The organism is Leisingera sp. ABM4_103, assembly GCF_056158685.1.
Genome location: NZ_JBSWTU010000005.1, coordinates 2,409,886 through 2,434,966, shown reverse-complemented (window position 1 = coordinate 2,434,966; position 25,081 = coordinate 2,409,886). Strand labels below are relative to the sequence as shown.

Annotated in this window: 21 protein-coding genes; 3 read left to right on the top strand and 18 right to left on the bottom strand. The window is 64.4% G+C overall.

Going from position 1 to position 25,081, the window contains the following annotated elements; genetic code table 11:
- Window positions 1-282 precede the first annotated feature (282 nt).
- The 3 genes from ACXAED_RS13465 to ACXAED_RS13455 all read right to left on the bottom strand — a co-directional run bounded on the left by ACXAED_RS13465 (window position 283) and on the right by ACXAED_RS13455 (window position 3,927).
- Window positions 283-2,124, bottom strand: a complete 1,842-nt coding sequence (locus tag ACXAED_RS13465) for a peptidoglycan -binding protein (RefSeq protein ID WP_475050568.1) — start codon at window positions 2,122-2,124, stop codon at window positions 283-285.
- Between the two features lie 3 nt (window positions 2,125-2,127).
- Window positions 2,128-3,318: a biopolymer transporter ExbB gene (locus ACXAED_RS13460; protein WP_475050566.1), complete on the bottom strand. Its 1,191-nt coding sequence runs from the start codon at window positions 3,316-3,318 to the stop codon at window positions 2,128-2,130.
- Between the two features lie 78 nt (window positions 3,319-3,396).
- A complete protein-coding gene (locus tag ACXAED_RS13455) occupies window positions 3,397-3,927 on the bottom strand; it encodes a gamma-glutamylcyclotransferase (protein ID WP_475050563.1) in 531 nt (176 codons plus the stop codon).
- A gap of 67 nt (window positions 3,928-3,994) precedes the next feature.
- Here ACXAED_RS13455 and ACXAED_RS13450 point away from each other — a divergent pair, with 67 nt between their 5' ends.
- On the top strand, window positions 3,995-4,993 hold the full coding sequence (locus tag ACXAED_RS13450) for a DUF2125 domain-containing protein (protein WP_475050561.1): 999 nt from the start codon (window positions 3,995-3,997) through the stop codon (window positions 4,991-4,993).
- A gap of 162 nt (window positions 4,994-5,155) precedes the next feature.
- Here the strand turns inward: ACXAED_RS13450 and ACXAED_RS13445 are convergent, their stop codons facing one another.
- The 5 genes from ACXAED_RS13445 to ACXAED_RS13425 all read right to left on the bottom strand — a co-directional run bounded on the left by ACXAED_RS13445 (window position 5,156) and on the right by ACXAED_RS13425 (window position 11,336).
- Entirely contained in the window at window positions 5,156-5,974 is an 819-nt protein-coding gene (locus ACXAED_RS13445) for an extensin-like domain-containing protein (RefSeq protein ID WP_475050558.1), read from the bottom strand.
- On the bottom strand, window positions 5,971-6,891 hold the full coding sequence (locus ACXAED_RS13440) for a prephenate/arogenate dehydrogenase family protein (RefSeq protein WP_475050557.1): 921 nt from the start codon (window positions 6,889-6,891) through the stop codon (window positions 5,971-5,973). The genes ACXAED_RS13445 and ACXAED_RS13440 overlap by 4 nt, the downstream gene beginning before the upstream one ends.
- Complete coding sequence (gene hisC / locus ACXAED_RS13435; RefSeq protein WP_475050554.1) at window positions 6,888-7,973, bottom strand: histidinol-phosphate transaminase; 1,086 nt, start codon at window positions 7,971-7,973, stop codon at window positions 6,888-6,890. Before hisC ends, ACXAED_RS13440 begins: the two co-directional genes overlap by 4 nt.
- A gap of 120 nt (window positions 7,974-8,093) precedes the next feature.
- Window positions 8,094-9,740 (bottom strand): peptidoglycan-binding protein, encoded by a 1,647-nt coding sequence (locus ACXAED_RS13430; protein WP_475050551.1) that lies wholly within the window; start codon window positions 9,738-9,740, stop codon window positions 8,094-8,096.
- Between the two features lie 171 nt (window positions 9,741-9,911).
- The gene (locus ACXAED_RS13425; protein ID WP_475050549.1) at window positions 9,912-11,336 is read right to left on the bottom strand and encodes an aminotransferase class V-fold PLP-dependent enzyme; all 1,425 of its coding nucleotides are present in this window, start codon (window positions 11,334-11,336) and stop codon (window positions 9,912-9,914) included.
- Window positions 11,337-11,440: 104 nt separating this feature from the next.
- On the opposite strand from ACXAED_RS13425, the gene ACXAED_RS13420 reads away from it, so the two are divergent.
- Window positions 11,441-11,902 carry an Lrp/AsnC family transcriptional regulator gene (locus tag ACXAED_RS13420; RefSeq protein WP_475050546.1) on the top strand — a complete coding sequence of 154 codons (462 nt, stop codon included), beginning with the start codon at window positions 11,441-11,443 and terminating at the stop codon, window positions 11,900-11,902.
- A 44-nt stretch (window positions 11,903-11,946) separates the two neighbouring features.
- Here the strand turns inward: ACXAED_RS13420 and ACXAED_RS13415 are convergent, their stop codons facing one another.
- The 4 genes from ACXAED_RS13415 to ACXAED_RS13400 all read right to left on the bottom strand — a co-directional run bounded on the left by ACXAED_RS13415 (window position 11,947) and on the right by ACXAED_RS13400 (window position 15,793).
- Entirely contained in the window at window positions 11,947-12,516 is a 570-nt protein-coding gene (locus ACXAED_RS13415; protein ID WP_475050543.1) for a PA14 domain-containing protein, read from the bottom strand.
- 147 nt (window positions 12,517-12,663) lie between these two features.
- Window positions 12,664-13,284: a 30S ribosomal protein S4 gene (rpsD, locus tag ACXAED_RS13410; RefSeq protein WP_475050541.1), complete on the bottom strand. Its 621-nt coding sequence runs from the start codon at window positions 13,282-13,284 to the stop codon at window positions 12,664-12,666.
- Window positions 13,285-13,612: 328 nt separating this feature from the next.
- A complete protein-coding gene (locus ACXAED_RS13405; protein WP_475050538.1) occupies window positions 13,613-14,674 on the bottom strand; it encodes a Hint domain-containing protein in 1,062 nt (353 codons plus the stop codon).
- Window positions 14,675-14,875: 201 nt separating this feature from the next.
- On the bottom strand, window positions 14,876-15,793 hold the full coding sequence (locus ACXAED_RS13400; RefSeq protein WP_475050537.1) for a LysR substrate-binding domain-containing protein: 918 nt from the start codon (window positions 15,791-15,793) through the stop codon (window positions 14,876-14,878).
- Window positions 15,794-16,014: 221 nt separating this feature from the next.
- Here ACXAED_RS13400 and katG point away from each other — a divergent pair, with 221 nt between their 5' ends.
- Window positions 16,015-18,222 carry a catalase/peroxidase HPI gene (katG, locus tag ACXAED_RS13395; RefSeq protein WP_475050534.1) on the top strand — a complete coding sequence of 736 codons (2,208 nt, stop codon included), beginning with the start codon at window positions 16,015-16,017 and terminating at the stop codon, window positions 18,220-18,222.
- A gap of 166 nt (window positions 18,223-18,388) precedes the next feature.
- On the opposite strand, the gene ACXAED_RS13390 is transcribed toward katG, so the two are convergent.
- From ACXAED_RS13390 to ACXAED_RS13365, 6 genes are all read right to left on the bottom strand, one after another.
- Entirely contained in the window at window positions 18,389-18,760 is a 372-nt protein-coding gene (locus ACXAED_RS13390; protein ID WP_475050532.1) for a cytochrome C oxidase subunit IV family protein, read from the bottom strand.
- A gap of 9 nt (window positions 18,761-18,769) precedes the next feature.
- Window positions 18,770-19,486 (bottom strand): heme-copper oxidase subunit III family protein, encoded by a 717-nt coding sequence (locus ACXAED_RS13385; RefSeq protein ID WP_475050531.1) that lies wholly within the window; start codon window positions 19,484-19,486, stop codon window positions 18,770-18,772.
- A 13-nt stretch (window positions 19,487-19,499) separates the two neighbouring features.
- Window positions 19,500-20,198: a cytochrome c oxidase subunit 3 gene (locus ACXAED_RS13380; RefSeq protein WP_475050530.1), complete on the bottom strand. Its 699-nt coding sequence runs from the start codon at window positions 20,196-20,198 to the stop codon at window positions 19,500-19,502.
- The gene (locus ACXAED_RS13375; RefSeq protein WP_475050528.1) at window positions 20,195-21,970 is read right to left on the bottom strand and encodes a cbb3-type cytochrome c oxidase subunit I; all 1,776 of its coding nucleotides are present in this window, start codon (window positions 21,968-21,970) and stop codon (window positions 20,195-20,197) included. Before ACXAED_RS13375 ends, ACXAED_RS13380 begins: the two co-directional genes overlap by 4 nt.
- 111 nt (window positions 21,971-22,081) lie before the next feature.
- Complete coding sequence (locus ACXAED_RS13370; RefSeq protein WP_475050526.1) at window positions 22,082-22,909, bottom strand: cytochrome c oxidase subunit II; 828 nt, start codon at window positions 22,907-22,909, stop codon at window positions 22,082-22,084.
- A gap of 285 nt (window positions 22,910-23,194) precedes the next feature.
- Window positions 23,195-25,024: a BCCT family transporter gene (locus tag ACXAED_RS13365; protein ID WP_475050523.1), complete on the bottom strand. Its 1,830-nt coding sequence runs from the start codon at window positions 25,022-25,024 to the stop codon at window positions 23,195-23,197.
- Window positions 25,025-25,081 lie beyond the last annotated feature (57 nt).

Below are 25,081 nucleotides of genomic sequence, written 5' to 3'. Positions count from 1 at the left end.
TCCCACTGGGGCGGCCAGGCACCGGGCGGGAGCCCCCCTGGTTGCGGGTGAAGCCACCGCCCCTTGCGCCGCGTTTCACGGCGAAAAGTTGATAACTCCCGAATTCGCAATAGTTTTAGAGGAGCCCTACTGCCCGGTGGGGCCGCAACCCGTGTGTAACTAGTAGCTTGTCTCCATTAGTGAAGCGGGTTGCACCTGCCGTCGGCCGCATGCCGCAGGTCCCGCGCGCGCCCGCAGGCGGCGGCCTGAGCGCAAGCCAAGCGCCAGGCGCGATGCTTTCGGTCATTTCTCGGTGAATTTCAGCTCAATCCGGCGGTTCTGCGCGCGCGCCTGCGGTGTGTCCGCCGGGTTCACCGGCTGGTACTCGCCAAAGCCGTTGGCCGCCAGACGCGACGGCGGCACCCCCAGCGCCTCCACCATGTAACGCACCACCGACAGCGCCCGCCCCTGGCTGAGCTCCCAGTTATCGGCAAATTTCGGATGCGCCCCCAAAGGCGTGTCATCGGTGTGGCCGTCAACCCGGATGATCCAGTTGATCTCCGGCGGGATCGCCGCCACCACGCTTTGCAGGATCGACACCACCTTGGCGATTTCCACCCGCCCCTCCGGCGACAGGGTGGCGCTGCCCGGGGTGAACAGCACCTCGGAGGCAAAGACAAAGCGGTCGCCCTGGATGCGCACGCCCTCCTGAGTGCCCAAAAGGTCGCGCAGACGGCCAAAGAACTCCGACCGGTAGCGCTCCAGATCCTGCGCCTTGCTGGCCAGTGCCTCGGCCTCGGCTTCCAGCCGCTTGCGCTCCTGCTCCTCCAGCAGCCGCCGCCTGCGCTCCTCTGATGCGGCACGGGCCAAGGCTGCGTTCAGATCCTGGCCCAGGTTCTGCAGCTGCACCTGCTGGGCGGCGTCGCGGGCCTGGTAGTCATCCAGAATGGCCTGAAGCCCGCCCAGTTGCTCGCGCAGAGCGGCCACCTGCTGGTTCAGCAGTGCGGTTTCGCGGCGGGCCTCCTCGGACAGGGCCTGCTCCTCCGACAGCGCCGAGCGCGCCTGCGCCAGCAGGGCTGCGCGTTCTTCGGCGCTGCTCAGCTGCTCGGCGGCGCTGGCCTCTGCGGTTTCCTGCGCGGCGACGGCCGCCAGCAGCCGCTGGCGCAACACGTCCAGCTCGCTGGCCTGGGTTTCCGCCGCCGCCAGCGCGGCCTTAGCCTCTGCCAGCTCCGCCGCCAGCCGCCCCGCTTCGGCATCAGCGCCTGCACGGGCCGTTTCCAGTTCGGACAATTGTGTGTCCAGCTGCTTCTTTGCGGCCTCGGCTGCGGCGAGCAATGTCAGGGTGTCCTCCGCCTCCTGCCGCTGCGCCTCCAGCGCCAGGGTCATCGCGGTGAGCTCGGCATCTGCCGATTGCAGTTTTTCGCGCAGCGCTTCGGCGGCGGCGGCTTCCACCATCCGGGCCGCTTCCTCGGCGCTCAGCTGTTCCTGAAGACCTGCTATTTCCTTGGAATTCGCGGCCTCCTCCGCCTCTAGGCTGGCGATCAGGGCCTCCATCGCCTCCCGCTCTGCCGCGGCCAGCCGGGCGGCCTCTGCCTGGGCATCAATCTCACCGCGGGCCTGGGCCAGCGCCAGGTTCAGCGCCTCCTGTTCACTCAGCAGAGCCGCACGCGCCGCCTCCAGGCTTTCGCGTTCGGCGCTCAGGTCCGCCACCCGGGCCTGCGCGGCATCGCGGCTGGCGATCAGGGCGGCCACCTGCGCCTCGAAACTGGTGATGCGGCTGGCGGCCTCGGCCAGTTCGCCCGCCTGCCGGTCGCGTTCCGCGGTCAGAGAGGTGATCAGGCTGCGGGCCTGTTCCAAGTCTTGTTCAGCGGTGTTGAGCGTCGAGGTCAGCGCCCCCAGCCGGGCGTTCAGGCGGCTGTTTTCACGCTCTTCCAGCCCCAGCGCGGAGGCCAGCGCGCTGACTTCGGCGGAGAGCTCATCCAGCTCGCTTTCCTGGCCGGTGATTGTCTCTCGCAGCACAAACTGGACCACCATGAAGATGGTCAGCACAAACATCAGCACCAGAAGCAGCCCGGTCATCGCATCGACAAACCCGGGCCAGATCGAGGCCTGGAACCGCTGCCCTGTGCGCCGGGAAAGGGCCATCGGTTATTCCCCCGCGTCCCGGCCCGGCAGGCCCCCGCGCGACAGGCCGCGCGGGCGGGCAAAGGCCTTGATCATCAGGTCGATGTCCTTGCGAAGCTCGGCCAGGCTTTCCTGGCGGCCCGCTGAAATTTCTTCAAGGATGCGCAGCATCTGCACATCGATCGACCGCAGCCGCATCCGGCTTTCGGCGTCGATGCCGCCCTGTTCGCCCTGAGCGCGCAGGATCTCGGTCAGCGCTTCCTGCCCCACCGCAACCCGGTCCAGCGCCGCGGTGATGGTGCCGGTCTGCTCCTGACGCTGGTTCATCTCCTGGATGGTCTCCACCAGCGCGCCAAGTTTCCGGTCCACCGCCGCGCGGCCTTCGGAGGTCTCGGCAAACATCAATTGCAGCGCGTCCATCTGCTCGGCCATGTTGTCGAGCACCTGCGAGACCACACCGCTGTCGCTGGCGCCATCCTCGCCGGAGGAGAAGCTGACGCGGGTGATCGAGGACAGCCATTCCTCCAGCTCGCGGTAAAAGCGGTTCTGGCCGTGTCCTGCGAAGAGTTCCAGAAGGCCTACGATCAATGATCCGGCCAGGCCCAGGAGCGACGAGGCAAAGGCCACGCCCATGCCGCCCAGCTGCGCCTCAAGACCCGTCATCAGGCGGTTGAAGACGGAAAGCCCTTCCTCCCCTTCCTGCGGTGCCAGGCTGCGGATGGTGTCGACGACGGCGGGCACAGTGGTGGCCAGGCCGTAGAAGGTGCCGAGAAGGCCGAGAAAGATCAGCAGGTTGACGATATAGCGGGTGATTTCCCGGTCCTCGTCGATGCGGCTGGCGACCGAGTCCAGAATGGAGCGGGTCGAGGCCGAGCCCAGCTGCATCCGCGCGCTGCGCGTCGCCAGGAGCGAGGCCAGCGGTGCCAGCATCGACGGCGGGCGGCGGTGCTCCTGGCTGTCGCCGGCGGCAAAGCGTTCGATCCAGCGCACCGAGCCAATGAGCTGCACCACCTGCCAGAAGCAGGCCAGCACCCCGATCACGAAGACAAAGACGATGAAGCCGTTGAGCCAGGGGTTGGCCTCGAACACCGGCAGCACCCGCGGCAGCGCCACAAAGGCGCCAAAGCCCGAGAGCCCGAGTGCGATCAGCATCATGATGATCTGCCGCACCGGCTGGGAGAACTGCGGCCGGGTCTTACGGTCTGGCTGCGCCATACGTCTTGGCTCCTGACACTTTTGACTGCTCTTATTGCGTTCGCAGCCTATAAGCAAAGTGTCAGAAGCGCCAAGGCTTTATGCGGTGATTTCCCGCACCCGGCCGGCCAGCCAGTCGAGATCGCTGTCATGCAGGCCGATCTCAGCCAGATGTTCGGCGGTGTTATAGAGGTACTCGGTGTTAGGCCCGCGCCCGCCGACCGCATGGGCGATGATCTGCGCCTGCTTCTCCAGGCTGAGGCCGCCGCAGTACTGCACGTGGTGCGGGTCGATCACATAGGTGACGGCGGTCACCGATGAGCCATCCGCGAGCTCCACCTCCAGGTCGCGCTCCAGATAGGCCGAGGAGATCAGTTCGCGCTCGCGCAGCTCCGCCAGGGTCTGCTCCTCGTGACCCTGCTCCACCGACAGCGCCAGCCCCTTGCAGTGGGCGCCTTCGGTTTCATCCAGCGCCAGCACCAGGCCCGGATGGTCCTCTGTGCCTCGGTGGTGGATCGAGGTCATGCAGAAGGAACGTGCATAGCCGTGCAGCACCGCCACCTCGCGCCGGGCCACCGGGAAACCGGGGTTCCAAAGAAGTGATCCGTATCCGAATACCCACATGGTCATGTCGTCTGGCCCTTTCTGCTCCCCCCCTATAAACAGCAATCCTGTTGCGGACAAAAGAGGCTATCCGATGCGCCTGGCAAAACTGCTGATCGCCCTTGCGGCGGTGTGGAGCCTGTACTGGGCGGCGGCGGCCTGGGGCTTGCGCACAGGGATCGCAACCTGGTTCGCCGAGCAGGAGCGGCAGGGCTGGCAGGCAGAGTTTGCGGGGCTTGAAACGAGCGGTTATCCGCTGCGGCACCTGAACCGCATCCAGCGCCCGGCGCTGGCCGACCCAGGCACCGGCACTGCCTGGCGGGCGGACTGGCTGGAGCTGGAAAACCCGGCTGCCTGGCCCGGGCGGCTGACATTGCGTTTTCCCGCCACGGCGCAGCGGCTTTCGTATTTCGACCGGACTGCGGTGATCACTGCGCAAGGCTTGCAGGCCAGCCTCAACCTGGCGCCGGGCGTGGCGCTGGAGCTGGAGGACATGGCGCTGGTCTCTGCCCCCTGGCGGATCGAGCGCAGCGGCGAGACGGTGCTGAGCGGCGCAGCGCTGGATCTGCGCATGGTGCAAACGGACAGCCCCGAGAGCTACCGGATCACCGCCGATGCCCGGGAGTTTGCGCCGCGCGCGGCCTGGCGGCGGCTGCTGGCGGCCAGCTCTGCCCTGCCGGAGCGTTTTGATGCGCTGGCGCTGGAGATGACGGTTGCCTTTGACAAGCCTTGGGACCGGTCGGCGCTGGAGCAGCAGCGGCCGCAGCCGCGGCGGATCACCCTGAAACTGGCGGAGGCCCGCTGGGGCGACCTGCGGCTCAAGGCGGCGGGGACGCTGACGGTGGATGAGCGCGGCCTGCCGGAAGGCGAGATCGCCTTGCAGGCAGAGAACTGGCGCGGACTTGTTCTGATGGCAGAACGCACCGGCGCCCTGGCGCCTTCCTTGCGCGGCACGGTGGAGCGGGTGCTGGGCCTGCTGGCAGAGGCCGGCGGCAACCCGCGGCATCTTGATATCACGCTGGGTTTCTCGGACGGCTATGTCACGCTCGGCCCGCTGCCCCTGGGACACGCGCCGCGGCTGATCATCCGCTGACAAAGGCGCCGCCTGTCAAGGGCCGTGCAATGGCAGCACGAAGCAGCCTGCGGGCCGTTGAGGCGACCGGGGGCGTGCGAGGCTCTGCCTCGCGCTCCGGGATATTTTCAGCCAGATGAACAAGGGATCCTTGCTTCAGACCGGCCACGGCAGCGGCAAAGGCTAGCGGCAATAGGTTCCGCCGCGGTGGCGGGCGATATCCAGGTGGAAATGGTCCTTGTGATAGCGGTCGGCCTCGGGCCCCAGCACGGTGCCGAAGGGGCCGCAGGCGGCGCGCCAGATCTTTTTCAGCTTCTTCCGGGTCTTGCGTTTCTGCCAGCCGCGCAGAACGGTGATGGTCTCGCCGCTGGCCAGGGTGAAGCCGGAAATGTCGATCGCCCGGCCCTTGCCGTGTTCGGATATCTTGGCGCCTGGGCGGTTGTTGCGCGTGCGGCAGGCGTAATGGGCGGCAACCCGCAGGCCAACCACCTTGTTGCGGCGCCCGAAGGCGGTTTCCACCTCGCGGTTGATCCAAGTCTTCAATGCCCGCGCGGTGTTGCAGGTCATCAGCGAGGTCTGGCTGAGGCGCACCCCGGCAATCTCGCGCACCCGTACCGCGTCTTTGGCGCCGCAGCCGGGCAGCGCGCCGGTGACATTGCCTGCGCGCTCGCCCTGGATGTCGATATCCCCGCAGACCGAGCCCTTGCGGCGCTGGCGGCGTTTGAACAGCGCCTGCTCTGCCACGCTGTCCGGGCGGGCCTGCGGCAGAAGCGAGGACCCCGGCCCCAGCGCCGGCAACGCCCCGGGCCGGGAAGCGGCGGCGAGCACTTGTTCCGATTGCGGGCGCAGCGCCGGGCGGATGTCCGCAACCGGTGCCGGCGCCTCTAGCTGCTGGCTGGCAGGTGCCGGACGCGCAGCGGGCCGGAGCGGTGCTTCCGGAGCCAAGGCCATTGCCGCACTGGCAAAAGCGGCAGCCAGAAGCGTCACCCCGGCCCGGATCATTTCTTCTGCCCCCGGCCGAAGTCCGGCGCATCGGTGTCCTGGCCAGCCTCGATGATGCCGCGGCGGATGGCGCGGGTGCGGGTGAAGTAGTCGTGCAGATGCTCGCCGTCGCCGGTGCGGATGGCGCGCTGGAGGGCAAAGAGCTCCTCCGTGAAGCGGCCGAGGATTTCCAGTGTGGCGTCTTTGTTGGTGAGGAACACGTCGCGCCACATGGTCGGATCGGAGGCCGCGATACGGGTGAAGTCGCGGAAGCCCGCGGCCGAGTATTTGATCACCTCGCTGTCGGTCACCCGGCGCAGGTCGTCCGCCACGCCCACCATCGTGTAGGCGATCAGGTGCGGCGTGTGCGAGGTGACGGCCAGCACCAGATCGTGGTGGTCGGCGTCCATCTCATCGACATTGGCGCCCATGCCTTCCCATAGGGCGCGCAGACGGGCGGTGGCCGCCGGGTCGGTGCCTTCAACCGGCACCAGCAGCGACCAGCGGTTGTCGAACAGCTCGGCAAAGCCGGATTCGGGGCCGGAATGCTCGGTCCCTGCCAGGGGGTGAGCGGGCACGAAATGCACGCCCGCGGGGATGTGCGGCTGCACCGCCTCGATCACGTGGCGCTTGACCGAGCCCACGTCGGAGACCGTGGCGCCGGGTTTCAGCACCGGGGCGATGTCTTCCATCACCGGGCCCATGGCGCCGACCGGGACGCAGAGCACCACCAGATCGGCGTCCTGCACGGCGTCGCGCGCGCTGTCGCAGACGCGGTCGCACAGGCCGATGCGGCGGGCGGTTTCGCGGGTTTCCGCACTGCGGGCATAGCCGGTGACCTCGCCCGCCAGCCCGGCGCGTTTCATTGCCCAGAACATCGAGGAGGCAATCAGGCCAAGCCCGATCAGCGCGACGCGCCCGTATACTTGGTTGCTCATGCCTGCCCCTCTTTGAATGCCTTCACGCCTTGCGCAATGCGGCGGCAGGAGTCCTCGTCGCCGATGGTGATGCGCAGTGCGGTTGGCAGGTTGTAACCCGCCACCCGGCGCACGATCAGGCCCTGCGCCTGCAGGTAAAGGTCGCAAGCCTCCGCCTCTGCCTGACTGGAGAAGCGGGCCAGGATGAAGTTGGTGCTGGAGACATCCGAGGGAACGCCGAGTTCGGCCAGTGCATTGGCCAGCCAGGCGCGCCACTTGGCGTTCTCGGACCGGCAATGATCCACATAGTCTGTGTCGCGCACAGAGGCCTCGGCGCCCGCCAGCGCGGTGCTGGAGACGTTGAACGGACCGCGGACCCTGTTCAGCACGCTGATGATCTCCTTGGGGCCGTACCCCCAGCCGATCCGGGCGCCGCCGAGGCCGTAGATCTTGGAGAAGGTGCGGGTCATGAAGACGTTGCTGCGCGCACCGATCACTGCGGCGCCTGCATCAAAACCCTCGACATATTCGGCATAGGCGCCGTCCAGCACCAGCAGCGCGCCATCCGGCAGGCCATCGGCCAAGCGCGCGACCTCGCTCTCGCTGATCATGGTGCCGGTGGGGTTGTTGGGGTTGGCGATGAAGACCAGCTTGGTCCGCTCAGTGCAGCCCGCCAGCAGCGCGTCGACATCGGTGACGCGCTCGCGTTCCTTCACCTCCACCGGGGTTGCCCCGGCGGCCAGCGCGCTGATGCGGTACATGGCAAAGCCGTGCTCGGTATAGAGCACCTCATCCCCCGGGCCGGCGTAAGCCTGGCACAGGAAGGCGATAATCTCGTCGCTGCCGGCGCCGCAGATGATCTGCTCCGGCTCCAGCCCGTGCACCTCGCCGATGGCCTGCCGCAGCGCCGCGTGGTCCGAACTGGGATAGCGGTGCATATTGGCCGCCGCGTCCTGCATCGCCTGGATGGCGCGCGGGCTGGGGCCAAGGGGGTTCTCGTTCGAGGAGAGCTTCACAACATTGCTCACCCCTTTCACATGGGCAGCCCCGCCCTGGTACAGAGCGATGTCCATGATACCGGGCTGCGGTGTGAGTTGGGTCATAATACGGGCTCCTTAATTCCAACCCGTCATAACGGCCCGAACGCTGGCGGGGAAGCACCAAGATGACGCTCCCCCATGCTGCCGCCCCCTCCGGCAGCCTGCCCTGCCCGCAGGACCGCGTTAATGCGCGGCTGCGGTCTTGGGCATTTTGCGCTTGGCCTCGGCCATGATGATTTTCTGGATCTGCTTGCGCAGCTCCATGTCCTTGCGCATCGCCTCATTGGCCTGCTTCTGCATGGTCGATGCAGATTGAGAGCCGTCCGAGCTGGTCAGCACCTCGCCGGCGTATTTGCTGAAGGTCTTGCCGGAAATCTGTTTCGAAATCTCGCCATAGATGGCGTCGCCATGCAGCTTGATGAAATCCTCGGTCGCCTTCACACCGTATTTGGCGATCAGATCCTTCTTCACCACGCCTTCCATTGCCGCGGGCGCCAGCTTGGTCTTGAGGAATTTCTCGGCTGCCGAAGTGAATCCGGAGGAGAATTTGTCCAGCGCCTTGCCCGCGCCTGCGGACATGATGCCTGCGGTCAGGATCTTGGCGATGCTTTCCTTGATCTCCTTGGTGTTCGGCGGGCGGCCCTTTTCGATCAGCGGTTTTGCCAGTCCGATGGTTTCCTTCAGCGCTTCTGTCACCATGGCCTCCCCGGCCTTGGACTTCAGGAACTTCTCGAAGAAGACCTTGACCGCCTTCTTGGGCATCTCGCGGGAAAGCTTGGAGGCCGCGGCCTTGGCCAGGTCATCGGCAAGGCCGGCAGAGAGCTTGGCCGTCAGTTTGCCGCCGGCTGCGCCCGCAAGGCCCGCAATGAAGCTGTCGATGAACACCTTCTTGGCGGCGCCGTCCCAGGTGACCTTGTTGCCTGCCAGGTGCTCCCCCAGCTGGCCGGCGCTGGATTTCAGCGCCTCGGTGCTGGCCGCCGCAACGGCATGGGCCTTGGCGGGCGACATGCCCTTGGTCGCCACAAGACGGGCGGTCATATAGGTTTCGACCACGGCAAAGGAGACCTCGCGCACCACTTCGAGTTTCCAGACGATGCCGCCGGCGGTGGCGATCCGCTGGTCAATGAATTTCTTGAAAGCCTTGCCGCCGGTGTTATAGGCCTTGGAGGCCTTAACATCCTGTTTGTAGACCTTTTTCCAGTCAGGCTTTTTCTTCGAAACCAGCGTTTTCAGCAGGCTCGACTCGGAGCGGGCATTCAGGATCGGGGTCCAGGGCGGATCAGTCTTGTCGTTGACCACGCTGACGGCAAATTCCGTGAGCGCATTCAGGAAGGTTTCATTGCCCTGGCGGGTGTTCTCCACCTCGTTGCAGAAGTCGACCCAGGATTCCGCCTGGCCGTACATCATGTTGGCCTTGGCCAGCAGCTTGCGGCGCAGTTCCTCCTGCCCGGCCTCGAATTCCGCCACGGTGATCAGCTTGGTCTTGCCGTTCTCGACAACCTCCACCCGCTCGACCCTGGTGTCGGCAGCATGCATCGCGGCCAGCTTGGGCAGGCCTGCGTTCCAGGTCCGCATACCGGGATCGACGATCCCGTCGGGCTTGCGGAAGCCCAGTTTCTTCTTCTGAAAATCCTTGATCGTCTTGATCAGCCCGGCATCGCATTTGGTGCTAATCTCGACCGAATAGCCGTTTGCCTTGAGCATCAGGCGGACAAGTTCGACATCCGCAGGGGCGTTCTTGACCGGTTTGAATTTGCTTTCGCCAGTTTTTGGGTCCGGTTTGGTGATCCGCTTCTTGTCACCAACAGGGGCGGACAGCTTGAGGGCCATAACTTTGCTCCAACCAATAAAGTACGATCAAAGCGTGCCATGCACCTGTCAGCCCCGTCGCGGGGGATTTGAAATAGACTTTCCCCCTTTAAATGCGGGGGTCCGCTGCCTACATATCACAAGTATGTGAGGTGCTTCCCCGGCACGGGAAAGCACCCATCAGGGCTTGGCCTAGGCCACCAGCGCCTTGAACCGGGCCGTTGCCGGATCCGCATCGTACCGGGCGGAAATCTCCCCTGCCCGAAGCGTCAGATCATTGACGCAATCAATGATGTACTGCGCGGTCTGCTCTTCCATGAGGTATGAGAAGTTGAGCCGCACCCAGCCCGGTTTCTTCATTTCCTGCCCCGCCTGCAGGTCGGCGAACAGGGTTTCCGACTCCGGCTTGCTGATGCCCAGCAGCCGGTGCGCGTAGGGACCAGCGCAGGCGCAGCCACCGCGGGCCTGGATGCCGTAGACGTCGCTCAGCATCCGGGTGAAGAGCTGCTGGTGCACCGGCTTGCCTGCCTCGTCTGTCACCAGGAAGGAGAAGATCGGCAGCCGGTGCGCCTCGCGGTGGCCGAGGATGCGCAGCCGCGGGTTGGCGGACCAGCCGTCCCAGGCCATCTGAGCGAACTGCGCTTCGCGCGCCTCGATCTGCTCCTGCCCCACAGCTTCCTTGACCAGAAACGCAAGCGCCGCGCGGATATCGCCGATCACATTCGGGGTCCCGGCCTCCTCGCGGGCCGCCAGGTCCTGGCTGTATTCATGCCGCCAAGGGGAAACAAAGCTGACTGTTCCCCCTCCCGGCCACGAGGGGCAGCGGCGGCGCACGGCGGCTGTGTTGACGATCAGCACACCCGAGGCGCCAGGTCCGCCCGGGAACTTGTGCGGCGAGACCACCACAGCGTCCTTGCGTTCCGCCCCGCCCGCGCCCATGTCGACCGGCAGGTAGGGGCCGCCGCCGGCGTAGTCCCAGACCGCCAGCGCACCGTGCGCGTGCAGCAGGCGGCTGACGGGATCGGGATCGGTCACGATGCCGGTCACGTTGGAGGCGGCGGAGAAGCTGCCGATTTTCAGGTCGCTGTCCGCGTGCTGCCTCAAGGCCAGTTCCAGCACTGCCAGATCCGGTCCGCCCTCAGCCGCTTCGGGGATTTCGACCACCTTCGCCTTGCTCTCGCGCCAGGGCAGGATGTTGGAGTGGTGCTCATAAGGGCCGATTAAGACAACCGGGCGGGTGGCCTCGTTCACGCCGAACAGGCTGACCAGCCGGTTGAGGCCCGCGGTGGCGCCCGATCCGGTGAAAATCACAGCATCCTGCGCCGTGGCGCCGGTAATGCGGGCGATCTCAGCACGCGCCTCGCGGCGCAGGCGGGTCATCTGGGTGCCGCAATAGGACGCCTCAGTATGGGAGTTGGCGTAGAAAGGCAGTACCTGCTCTGCCACAAAGTCCTCCACCTGGCGCAGTGCCCGGCCGGAGGCGACGTAGTCCGCATAAACCAGCGGCACCTCGCCATCGAGGCCGGGGATCATCACCCCGTCGCCGATCACGCTGCGGCCAAGGGTTCCGTCCAAAGCCGCCTGCCGGATTGATTGTTTGAATGCTGCCAGGGTCATGCCGCGCCTCCGAAGTCTGTTGAGGCATTTTGAACGGCAATCTGCGAGGTAACTTTATCAATTACTGAGTGGATTGCAGTCTTTTTGTGTCATATGATCTATCGATGAGTATAACAGCCGATCATATAGACCGCGCCATACTTCGGGCGCTGCAACAGGACGCCAGCCTGTCCCAACGGGAGCTGGCGGACCAGGTTGGGCTGTCGCAGAACGCCTGCTGGCGGCGGCTGAAGGCGCTGAACGAGAGCGGGCTGCTGAAGGGTTCCACCGCGCGGCTGGACCGCAAGCAGCTGGGGCTGGATCTGGTGGTTTTTGTGCTGCTGCGCACCCGGCACCACTCAGCCGACTGGCTGCAAAAGTTCCGCCGTCATGTGCTGACCATCCCTGAGGTGGTGGATTTCCACCGCATCGGCGGCGACTACGATTATCAGCTCAAGGTGGTAACGCAGGACATGGCGAGCTACGACAAGGTCTATCAGCGGCTGATCTCAGGTGTCGAGCTGGACAGCGTGACCTCCTATTTCGCGATGGAGGCCATTGCCGAAGGGCGCCCGCTGCCCTTGTGATGAAGCGGGCACAAGGTTCGCCCGCTTCCTGTTGTCAAACGCTGTCAGTGCGCGAAGGCGCTGTCCTTCATCCATTTGGGGCGTTTGCCGTCCGGCCCCATGCGCATATGCAGGCAGGCGGTGCCAAGGCGCTGGAAATAGAGGATGTCGACAGGATACCAGCCGGCGGAGGGCACTTCGACCTGAGTCATGATGGTGCTGTCGCAGGACTGGCGGCCGTCGAATTCGCCCACGATCTGACCGCCGATATTGGCGCGCAGGCCGTCATTGGTCAGGAAATCAATGTTGTGGACACCGGGCCGGTCCAGCTTCACGTATCCGGTGATCCGGGCCACCACATGCATCGGACGCTTGGAGGTCAGCGTGTTTTGCCCCTCCTCCGTGTCGCGGTTGTCCAGCCCGGCAATGGGGCGGCCCCGCTCGCTGCCGACCTTCAGCGCCGAAGACGCTTCTGCCAGGGTCTTCACATCCTGGGGATAGGCGTAGACCACGGAAAGCCCCGGCTGGAGACCTGAAGGCTGCGGATCCGCAGGGGTGAGTTTCAGCGGCGCGGCGCCAGCGGCAGAGGCCATGACCGTCAGTGCGATAGCAGCGGCCTTCATCATGTTCTTCATCTGTCACTCCCTAATGTTTCTCATAGGATAGTGGCAGGACGCGCGCAGGGCTACCGGCTTTTCCTGCGGCGGCAAAGGCCCGTGCAAAACGAAAAAGGGCTGCCCCAGAGGACAGCCCTTCCGCCGGATGCCCCAAGGGCAGCAGGCTTAGTTCTTGGCGTAGAATTCGACGACCAGGTTCGGTTCCATCACAACCGGGTACGGCACATCGCCCAGAGCCGGGGTGCGCACGAAGGTTGCGGTCATCTTGGAATGGTCGGCTTCGATGTAATCCGGCACATCGCGCTCAGCCAGCTGAGTTGCTTCCAGCAGGGCAACCATTTGCTTGGACTTGTCGCGGACCTCGATCACGTCGCCCTCTTTCACGCGGTAGGAGGGGATGTTCACGCGCTTGCCGTTCACCAGGACGTGGCCGTGGTTCACGAACTGACGGGCTGCAAAGACGGTTGCAACGAACTTGGCGCGGTAAACAACCGCGTCCAGGCGGCGCTCCAGCAGGCCGATCAGGTTTTCACCGGTGTCGCCGGTCACACGCACGGCTTCGCCGTAGATGCGGCGGAACTGCTTTTCGGTCAGGTCGCCGTAGTAGCCTTTCAGCTTCTGCTTGGCGCGCAGCTGGATGCCGAAGTCGGACAGCTTGCCCTTGCGGCGCTGGCCGTGCTGGCCCGGGCCGTAGTCGCGGCGGTTGACCGGGGACTTCGGACGGCCCCAGATGTTTTCGCCCATGCGGCGGTCGATTTTGTACTTGGCAGACGTGCGTTTGGTCACGGCTGATCTCCTTCATAAATGGCATTGCAGCTGTTTCCGAAAACCGGTTCCCATTTTTCGGGCTGCAATCGCGTCTGCCACTGCGCCGTCTGTGGTCACCTGTTCCAGGAGCACCTGCAACAATCGAAGGGCGTTGTCCTCTTGCTCCGTATCCAGGATCCGGGCATGACAGGCATCCCCTTGCGGGGGCCACCAACACCAATGAAGCCGCGCTTATATAGGGGGACGGGGCAGAGTCAACATGGCCCGGCAAGGTTAGGCGTGAAAATCTGCACCTGCGGCGGAAGCCTGGCCGCGAAATAGCGCCCCGGCCCGGCCGGGTAAAGGCTCAGGCGGCCTCGTGGCCGAGAATCGCCGCCTCAGAGGCGCTGAGATTGCGGCGGGCCGCGGCGCCGTAGGACAGCGGGTTGTGCTCCAGCTCAGGCTGCAGTCCGAACAGCCGCGCCCTGTCTGCGCCGTTCAGTGCGGTCAGCGATGCATTCGACGGATGGAAGCTTTCGGTCTCCCCCCCGTTGGCCCAGAGCACCTGATGGCTGGCCAGCATCAGGTGAATATAGGTGACTTCCCGCACCGAGGCATCGGGCAGGATCGTTCGGCCGTTGACCAGATCGCCAGCCGCCACCAGCACTTCGGGCGTGTTGAACAGGTCCCGCACCCGGTCGCCGCGCAGCAGCATCCGGTGATCGGGAGAAACCAGCAGCTCCCGTTCCGGGCGGTCGATGCCCAAGGCCCCTGCATGAATGCGGATCGGACGCAGCCGCGGCATCACGTACAGCCGGGCCCCGGTAATCCGGCGCGAACCGATCCACAGGATTTCCTGTGCGCCGTTGTCGCGCGTCTGCACCTTTTCGCCCTCGCGCAGCTGCTCCACAGGTTTCGGGCCGGAGGGTGTGGCAATGAGGGTCCCCGGAGTAAAGCAGACCACCCCGGTTTCGCCCTGGGGCCGGTCTTCGCGGAGGGTGTCCAGCGAATGATGCACCACCCAAAGGTCGGCTCCGCGCGGCGGCAGCTCATCGACGAACATCAGGAGCGGACGCTGGCCCGGGCCGACCTCGATCAGGGTGACGGTGAAACTCTGCACGCCATTGGTCACAGCAAAGCTTCTGTCCATCAGCGGATCATCAGCCTCGACCGCCGCCACATCGGTCCGGTTCTGCACCGCGGCCCCGACCAGCCTGCGCACAGTCCTTGCCGCCCGGCGGCGCATCTCTGCCTTGCCGTTTGCCCCATCCAGCCGCAACAGCCCTGCCGGCCCGTCCACCCGCACAGCGTCGCCGTGCCAGGACCAGGCCGCGCCCACATCCAGAGCGTCCACCGGCGCGGCCGGAAGGCCGTCGATCTCGGTTTGCGACCAGGAAACAACAAACGTGCCACGAAAGCCCGTTTTCATCTGCCTGTATGCCCGCTTCACTTCATTATTTTTTACGAAACATTAACCAAGCACCCTGATGCAGGAAACAACAGGGCCATAAAATGCTTGTGAACGTGCCCTTTACGCACCATTCCTCATGCAGTTGAAGTTGCCGTAAGGGAACTCAATCATCGGGGAAAGGACCCGCGATTGTTCGCAATGGCTGAACAATGCCATGCCTCAAGGCATCGGATTATAGCTGGCCCGCAAAGCATCGGCGGCCTGGCGCACCACATCCGCGACCTGCGTCAGCTGCCGCGCCAGCGGGTTGCTGCGGCGCCAGATCATGCCGATGGTGCGCGCAGGCTGCGGATCGCGGAAGCGCGCCACCGAGACCACCGCCGAGCGGGTTTCAACCGGGACCGCCATTTCGGGAATGAGCGTGACGCCAATGCCGGCGCTGACCATCTGAACCAGGGTCGACAGGGAGCTTCCGTCCAAAAGCTCGCGCGGGGCCGCTGACTGCATATTGCAGAACGACAGCGCCTGATCACGGAAGCAGTGCCCCTCTTCCAGCAGCAGCAGCCGCATTTCGCGCAAGCCCTCCGGCCCCGGCACCGGCTTGCCGCTGTCCTCCCCCGGGCGCACCAGCACGAAATCCTCGGAAAACAGCGGCACTTCCTCAAACGCAGGCTCAGAGACCGGCAGCGCCACGATGGCGGTGTCCAGACGCCCCTCCCCCAGCTCCTTCAGCAGTTTGGGGGTCACGGTTTCACGCACCCGGATGTCGGCCTCCGGATACTGGCGTGTCAGCGTGCCGACAATCGAGGGCAGCAGATAGGGCGCAATGGTGGGAATCACCCCGATCCGCAGCCGCCCTGCCAGACCGTCACGGGAGGCGCGGGCCAGTTCGCCCAGCTCATCCACCGAGCGCAGGATGCCGCGCACCCGCAAGGCCAGATCCTCGCCAAAGCTGGTCAGGCGCACTTGGCGCGCCCCGCGCTCCACCAGCTGCACCCCCAGCACATCCTCCAATTCCTTGATCTGAACCGACAAAGCCGGCTGAGACACCGCGCAGGTCTCTGCCGCGCGGCCGAAATGGCGGTGCTGGGCCAGCGCCTCGAAATAGCGCATCTGGCGGAGGGTCACGTTTATCATAGGTTTTGATTATCACTGCGATGAATAAATGCAACTTAATCCAATGACTTTCCTCTGCTAGCCTCATCTCACGAAGACAGGGAAAACCGGCAGCAGCTTTGCCGCGCTTGCATCCTCAAGGCGTGGTCATGGCTGCGCCCGAGTTTCAAGCTGCCGCATGGGCCCCAGGACGCTTCTGCCGCGTAGCACGTCAATAACTGCAGCCACGATCGGAGACAAAAATGGACGGAAATACCCCCCAAGGACAATGCCCGGTGTTTCATGGCGCTGCCGCATCCGGCGGCACCACCAACAAGCACTGGTGGCCGAACCTGCTGAACCTGAAAGTTCTGCACCAGCATTCGCCTGCGTCGAACCCGATGGGCGCTGATTTCAACTATGCCGAAGAATTCAAGAAGCTGGACCTGAAGGCGGTGAAGCAGGACCTGTATGCCCTGATGACCGACAGCCAGGACTGGTGGCCTGCGGACTATGGCCACTACGGGCCGCTGTTCATCCGCATGGCGTGGCACAGTGCCGGCACCTACCGCACGGCGGACGGGCGCGGCGGCGGCGGCACCGGCAGCCAGCGGTTTGCGCCGCTGAACAGCTGGCCGGACAATGGCAACCTCGACAAGGCGCGCCGCCTGCTGTGGCCGATCAAGCAGAAATACGGCAACCGGATCTCCTGGGGGGATCTGATGATCCTGGCGGGCAACTGCGCCATTGAATCGATGGGCGGCCCTGTGTTCGGCTTTGGCGGCGGCCGCGCGGACGTGTGGGAGCCGGAGGAAGACGTCTATTGGGGCTCGGAGACCGAGTGGCTGGCCACCAGCGACCAGCCCAACAGCCGTTATTCCGGCGAGCGCGACCTGGCCAATCCGCTGGCGGCGGTGCAGATGGGGCTGATCTACGTGAACCCCGAAGGCCCTGACGGCAACCCGGATCCGGTCGCCTCTGGCAAGGATGTGCGCGAGACGTTCTCCCGTATGGGGATGAATGACGAGGAAACGGTGGCACTGGTTGCGGGCGGCCATACCTTCGGCAAGGCGCATGGCGCAGGCGATCCGGAGCTTGTCAGCACCGAGCCGGAAGGCGCGGAGATCGAGCATATGGGGCTTGGCTGGCTGAATTCGCACGGCACCGGCAACGCGGCCGACACCACGACCTCCGGCATTGAGGGCGCCTGGAAGCCCAACCCGACCAACTGGGACATGGGCTATTTCGACGTGCTGTTCGGCTATGAGTGGAAACTGGTCAAAAGCCCGGCGGGTGCAAACCAGTGGCAGGCGCAGGACGTGAAGCCTGAGCATATGGTCGTGGATGCCCATGACCCCGGCAAAACGCACGCGCCGATGATGACCACCGCAGATATGTCGATGCGGATGGATCCGGAGTATGAAAAGATCTCGCGCGATTTCCACGCCAACCCGGAGAAATTCGCCGACGCCTTTGCGCGCGCCTGGTTCAAGCTGTGCCACCGCGACATGGGGCCCAAGGCGCGCTATCTGGGCGATGAGGTTCCGGCGGAGGATCTGATCTGGCAGGACCCGGTGCCGGCGGTGGATCACCCGCTGGTGGACGATGGCGACGTGGCGGACCTCAAGGCCAAAGTGCTCGCCTCCGGGCTTTCGGTGCCGGAGCTGGTCTCCACCGCCTGGGCCTCGGCCTCGACCTTCCGCGGTTCCGACATGCGCGGCGGCGCCAACGGTGCGCGCATCCGGCTGGAACCGCAGAAGGACTGGGAGGTGAACGAGCCCCAGAAGCTGGCCAAGGTGCTGAAGGTTCTGGAGGGCATCCAGAACGATTTCAACGGCAGTGCATCCGGCGGCAAGAAAGTCTCGATGGCCGATCTGATCGTGCTGGCAGGCGGTGCCGGCGTTGAGAAGGCCGCCAAGGCTGCAGGGCATTCCATCGAAGTTCCCTTCACCCCGGGCCGCACCGACGCCAGCCAGGACCAGACCGACGTTGAAGGCTTTGCCGTTCTGGAGCCGGAGGCCGATGGCTTCCGCAATTACCAGAAAGCGGACTACAGCATTCCGGCCGAGAAGATGCTGGTGGACCGGGCGCAGCTGCTGACCCTCAGCGCGCCGGAGATGACGGCGCTGATTGGCGGACTGCGGGTGCTGGGCGCCAACCACGGCAACTCCGCGCACGGGGTGTTCACGGATCGAATTGGGACGCTCAGCACCGATTTCTTCACAAACATCCTGGACATGGGCGTGCAGTGGAAGCCGGGTGACGACGGCACCTATGAGGGCCGCGACCGTGCCAGCGGCGAGGTGAAATGGACTGCCACCCGCGCCGATCTGGTGTTCGGCTCCAACTCGCAGCTGCGGGCGCTGGCTGAGGTTTATGCGCAGGATGACTCCGCCGGAATGTTCGTGCAGGACTTTGTTGATGCTTGGACCAAGGTGATGAACGCCGATCGCTTTGATCTGGCGGCGTAATAGGCACCCAGCATAGTAAAGCGGCGCTCCGGGAAACCGGGGCGCCGCTTTTGTTGCTGAATTGAGAAAAAAGCGGGGAGCAGCGCCTGACCCTGGGTGGGTGCTGAAGCGCCCTCCCGTGGGGAGGGTCGGGCGCTGCCCGGCCTGCGGCCGGCCGGAACGGCAGTTACTCAGGCGCGGAAGCGCCCTGCCCGAGCTCAATCACACGGGTATCAGCGGTGTAATCCAACTCGATAATCAGAATTGCCAGCAGCCCGATCATCGCCAGCGGCGGCAGCAGGATCGCGTAGATCAGCGCCAGACGCTCCCAGGCCATATGCATGAAAACGGCAATGATCAGCCCCGCCTTCAATGTCATGAAGATCAGGATCAGGCTCCAGCGCAAGAGCCCCTGCAGCTGCGCATAATCCACCCAGTAAGACGCGGCGCTGAGGATGAACAGCAAAACCCAGACCACAAAATAAAGCTTGATCGGATGCTGCTGCCCCTCTTCATGCGCGATCTGCCCGGTATCCATTGCTTGCGGTGTGTCTGTCATGGCGGCCCCCTACCACAGATAGAAGAATGCAAAGATGAAGACCCAGACCAGGTCGACGAAGTGCCAGTAGAGACCCATGATCTCAACCGCCTCGTAATCACCGTTGCCCTGTGACATCCAGCTGCGCTGGTCGCGGTCGAATTCACCGCGCCAGACCTTGAGGGCGACGATGATCAGGAAGATCACCCCGATGGTCACATGGGTTCCGTGGAAGCCGGTGATCATAAAGAAGCTGGCGCCGAATTGCTCCGCCCCCCAGGGGTTGCCCCAGGGGCGCACGCCTTCGGAGATCAGCTTGGACCACTCAAACGCCTGCATCCCCACAAAGGCCGCGCCCAGCGCGGCGGTGGCCAGCATCAGTGCGGCGGTCGCCTTGCGCGCCTTGCGGTAGGCGCAGTTCACCGCCATCGCCATGGTGCCGGAGGAGGAAATCAGCACGAAGGTCATGATGGCGATCAGGATCAGCGGCAGATCCTGGCCGCCGATATGCAGGGCAAAGACCTCGCTGGCGTTGGGCCATTCCACGGTGGTGGAGTTGCGGGCGTTCAGATAGGCGACCAGGAAGCAGGCAAAGATGAACGTGTCGCTCAGGAGCAGGATCCACATCATCGCCTTGCCCCAGGAGACCTTTTTGAACACCCGCTGGTCCGAGCCCCAGTCGGCAGCAAACCCGCTGTGACCCTGTTGCAGCAGTGTCTGGTCCTGGCCTTGAAGCGGATGTTCCATCAATCTCCCTCCTTCAGCTTACGGCCGCGCGGCACAGCGCCAGAAAGGCGTTGCCCCAGCCCTGCAGCAGCGCAAACAGCATCAGCCAGAAGGCCAGCAGCACGTGCCAGTACAGCGCGCAGAGCCGGACGCCCGGCAGCAGCGCCTTGACGTCCCCGCCCCCGGCGTGGCGCAGGCTGATTGCCGCAAGCGCAATGATGCCGCCCAGCACATGCAGCCCGTGCAGGCCGGTGATCAGATAGAAAAAGCTCGCCGCCGGGGGGCCGTCCAGCGGGTAGCCGTCCGCGGTCAGCGCGATCCACACCTGCGCCTGCCCGGCCAGAAAGGCGAGCGTGGCGATGCTGGCGGCGATCAGGCTGGCGCGCAGCCAGCGCGTGGTGCCCGCCCGCGCCGAAATCACCACAAACTGCAGGAAGAAACTGGCCAGCAGCAGCAGCGCCGTATTGAGCCAGACCCGGCCAGGCAGCGGCACCAACTCCCACGGGGTCTCTTCGATCTGCATGACAAAGGCACTGCCCAGCATGGCAAACAGCCCGCCGGCCACCGCCAGGAAAACGGCAATGAAGATGAATCCCGGCGCCTTCCCCGGGCCATGCCCTGCCAGTGGGGCAATCCCGGTTTCCAGCCAGGGTTTGGAGGCCAGGCCCTGCTGCGACAGCCACAGGCCAGCGGCCAGCGCGACCAGCGCCAGGAAGGCAAGGATGACCGTCACACCCGCCTCCCCTCGCCGTCCGGCACCCAGGGATCGTTCTGGGCGACATAATCCTTGGGCGCGCCGGGCACGCTGTAGTCATAGGCCCAGCGGTAGACGTTGGGCAGCTCATCCCCCCAGTTGCCATGCCGCGGCGGTGTTTCCGGCGTCTGCCATTCCAGCGAGGTGGCGCGCCAGGGGTTGCCGCCTGCTGCAAGCCCGTGGCGCAGGCTCCAGAAGATGTTGAACAGGAACAGCACCTGTACCGCGCCGACAATCAGCGCGGCGGAGGAGATGAAGGCGTTGAGGCCATCGACCGGCGCGGTCAGGAATTCCGGCTCGCCGATCTCGAAATAGCGCCGCGGCACACCGACCAGGCCTACGTAGTGCATCGGGAAGAACACCGCATAGGCGCCGATGAAGGTGACCCAGAAATGGATCTGGCCCATCGCCTCGTTCAGCATCCGCCCGGTCATTTTGGGATACCAGTGATAGATTGCGCCAAAGATCACCATGATCGGCGCCACCCCCATCACCATGTGGAAATGCGCCACCACGAACATGGTGTCGCTGAGCGGCACATCGACCACCACATTGCCCAGGAACAACCCCGTCAGGCCGCCGTTCACGAAGGTCACGATAAAGCCCAGCGCAAACAGCATCGGCAGGGTCAGGTGGATGTCGCCCTTCCACAGGGTCAGGATCCAGTTGTAGACCTTTATCGCGGTCGGAATGGCGATGATCAGCGTGGTGGTGGCAAAGAAAAAGCCGAACCACGGGTGCATGCCGGACACATACATGTGGTGCGCCCAGACGATGAAGCTGAGCGCGCCGATGATCACGATGGCCCAGACCATCATCCGGTAGCCGAACACGTTCTTGCGCGCATGCACCGCGATCAGGTCGGAGACGATGCCGAAGGCCGGCAGCGCCACGATATAGACCTCGGGATGGCCGAAGAACCAGAACAGGTGCTGGAAGGCAATCGGGCTGCCGCCGCCGTAGCTGAGCTTTTCGCCCAGCTCCACCAGCGTGGGCATGAAGAACGACGTGCCCAAGAGCCTGTCGAACAGCATCATCACGCAGGCCACAAACAGCGCCGGGAAGGCCAGAAGGGCCATGACCGTGGCGGTGAAAATGCCCCAGACGGTCAGCGGCAGCCTCATCATCGTCATGCCGCGGGTGCGGGCCTGCAGCACGGTCACGGCATAGTTCAGCCCGCCCATGGTGAAGCCGATGATGAACAGGATCAGCGAGACCAGCATCAGGATGATGCCGCTCTGCTGGCCGCCCGGGGTGCCCGACAGCACCGCCTGCGGCGGATACAGCGTCCAGCCCGCGCCGGTCGGGCCGCCGGGAACAAAGAAGCTGGCGACCAGCACGAGCACCGCCAGCAGGTAGACCCAGTAGCTGAGCATATTGACGAAGGGAAACACCATGTCCCGGGCGCCGACCATCAGCGGGATCAGGTAGTTGCCGAAACCGCCCAGGAAGATCGCGGTGAGCAGGTAGATCACCATGATCATCCCGTGCATGGTGACGAACTGGTAATAGGCCTCGGGCGTGATGAAGTCGAAGGTACCGGGGAAGCCCAGTTGCAGCCGCATCAGCCAGGACATCACCAGGGCCACCAGCCCGATGGCCACGGCGGTGCCGGAATACTGAATGGCGATGTATTTGGCGTCCTGCGAGAAGACGTACTTGCCGATCCAGCTGTGCGCATGCGGCGGCATCACATCTGCAACTTCGCGCGGCGGCAGATTGCTGTCCGGGTCTGGCAAGATGTCGGTCATAACAGGACTCCATCGCAGTTGCGTTCCGCCCGGCCGCCCCGTCACACCGGAGGTTTGCCTCCGGCAATACGGAGGGGGCACTTCGTTTCCGCCCGCGGCCGGGCACTGCCCTTACCGTTCTGCCAGTCTGGTCGCGGGTTCAGTTGCCGCGTGGGCGTAGTCTTCAAAGGTCAGCTGCTCCTGCAGCCATTCCTGGTATTCCTCCGCCTCCACCACGGTCACATATCCGCGCATGAAGGAATGCGCGGTGCCGCAGTACTCGGCGCAGAGCACCTCGAAATTGCCGGTGCGGGTGGGGGTGAACCAGATGTAGGTGACCATGCCCGGCACCATGTCCATCTTGGCGCGGAATTCGGGCACGTAGAAATTGTGCAAGACGTCGATCGAACGCAGCAGCAGCTTCACCGGCTGATCCACCGTCAGGTAGACCTCGCCGCCCTCGACAATGACGTCGTCCTTGCCGAACCGGTCATGCGGGTTGACACCCAGGGGGTTCTCGCCGCTCACCCATTCCGCATCCGCAGTGCCCAGCACCCCGTCGGCGCCCGGCAGCCGGTAGGCCCAGTTCCACTGCTGGCCGAACACCTCCAGCTCGCTGGCCTCTTCCGGCACGGTGACGAATTGCTTCCACACGAACAGCCCCGGAACCAGCATCGCCGCCACACCCACGGCGGTCACTGCGGTCAGCCACCATTCCAAGCGCTTGTTTTCCGGGTCGAATTCCGCCTTGTGCCCTGGCCGGTGCCGGAATTTCCAAACGCAATAGGCCGTGAACAGGATCACCGCGGCAAACACGGCGCCGGTGATCCAGAAGGTTATGACCAGCGTGTTGTCGATATAGTCCCAATTCGACGCGATCGGCGTCCACCACCACGGACTGTACAGATGGAACGCGACAGACCCCGCAACGATCAGCACAAGCACGACCGCAATCAGCATCCCGCCCCCTTTCCCTGCTGCCCGGGCACTCCCAAGGCCCGGCAGGCAGGTTCATTCGGCATGAGATGCCAGTATACGGCGATTTCACAAATTAATCCAGAAAGCGGAGTTTCTGCTCCGTGGAGCCCCCGAAAGTTGCCAATTTCACGTAATTCGCCAGATGCAGCAGAAGCCGCTGGCATAGGGGTGCGCCACCGCTCCCGCCGGGCCACCAGAGACGGAAAAGGGGCCGAAGGGATTTCTCCCTCCGGCCCCTGCACCGCCCGGCTGGACGGCTGAAGTGTTTTATTCGGCAGGCGCGCGTTCTGCCGCCTTCTCGCGCTGACCGTCACGGAACAGCGCCTTGGCCAGCGAGATGCACATTAGGCCCATGACCATGGTGAAGGGCAGCGCGCCGATGATCATCGCGCTTTTCAGCGCTTCCATCGGGTCTGCGCCGCCGTTGGTCTTGCCCGCGAACAGCAGGGTACCGATGACAGCGGTCAGGATCAGGCCCCAGACGATCTTGTGCTTGTTGCCGATGTTCTGGTCGCCGCCGGACATGATGGTGTTCATCACCAGGATGCCGGAGTCGGCCGATGTGACCAGGAAGGTCATGATCAGCACCACGCACATGATGGTGATGCCGGACAGCAGCCCACCGTCGATCATGCTCTGCAGGGTCACGAACAGCTTGGCAGTGTTGGACGCGCCGATGATGGCACCTTCTGCCGCGCCGTTCAGTTCCAGGTCGATGGCCGTGCCGCCCAGGATGGTCATCCAGGCAAAGCAGACCAGCGCCGGAGCGAACACACAGCCGATGATGAACTCACGCACCGAGCGGCCACGGGAAATGCGTGCCAGGAACAGGCCGACGAACGGCGAGAACGCGATCCACCAGGCCCAGTAGAAGGTGGTCCAGCCGGCCTGCCAGCCGAATTGGCGCTGCGGTTCACCGGCTGCATAGGCTGCCGACAGAACGTCGTCGGACAGGGCAGCGGCTTCGCCTTCGAGACCGGACTTGAAGCCATCGAACGAACCCCAGGCGTTGGTGGCACCGCCGCGCAGCGCATCAGCGTAAGGTGCTGCCTCTGCCGGCAGCGCTGCCGAGAACTCAGCTGCGCTTTGCGGACCAAAGGCGCCGAAGCTCAGCGAAGTGAAGTGCAGGATGTAGTCCACGAAGGCCGACGCGTAGGTGCTCATGGCAAACACGAAGGAGCCGAAGACAACAAAGGTCAGCAGCAGGATGATCGACAGAACCAGGTTCAGGTTCGACAGATACTTCACGCCGCGGCCCACGCCGGACACTGCGGAGATGATCGACAGGCCCATGATCGCAAACAGGCCGGACAGCAGGCCAACGGTGCCCGGTGCAGGCGCGTCGCCGCTCATGTCCATCATCCACTCCATGCCGGTGATGGCATAGACGCCGTCCACGAACTGCGACACGCCAAAGCCGATGGTGACCGACACGCCCAGGATGGTGGCGACAACGCCCAGCACGTCAACGACGTGGCCCAGGAAACCGTTCATAAGCTTGCCGAACAGCGGCGTCAGCGCGGTGCGGATGGTCAGCGGCATGCCGCGGGTGTAGGCGTAATAGGCCAGCGACAGGCCGGTCACCACATAGATCGCCCAGGCATGAAAGCCGTAGTGCAGGAACGTGTAGCGGAAGCCGGACTGGATGGCCTCTTCGGTATTCGCAGCGACCTCCTGCGACAGCACCACAGGGTTGGAGCCCCACAGGCCCAGCGGTTCAGCGGTGGCAAAGACCATCAGCCCGACGCCCAGACCGGCGCCGAACATCATCGAGAACCAGGAGAAGTCCGAGAACTCCTTCTGTTCGCCCGGGGCCCCCATGATCCGCTTACCGGTTTGCGGCAATGCGGCGACCACAAACAGGAAAAAGGCGAAGAAGCCGACGATGACGATGTAAAAGGCGTTGAAATCCTCCAGGATGCGCCAGTTCAGGCTGCCCAGCACGCCGGTGGCGTTTGCCGGCCACACCAGGGCCCAGAGCACTAGCGCGACCATGATCCCCTTGCTGAGCAAGGCGATCTCGACGCTGTGGCCCTCGTAGAAGCCGCCGTTGGAGGTCTTAATCTCCAAATCGGTAAAAGGTTGCTTAATTGACATGCGTTTCCTCCCGTTTCGCACGTGCCGCACCGGGGTGCGGGGTATCCGGCGGGTTGC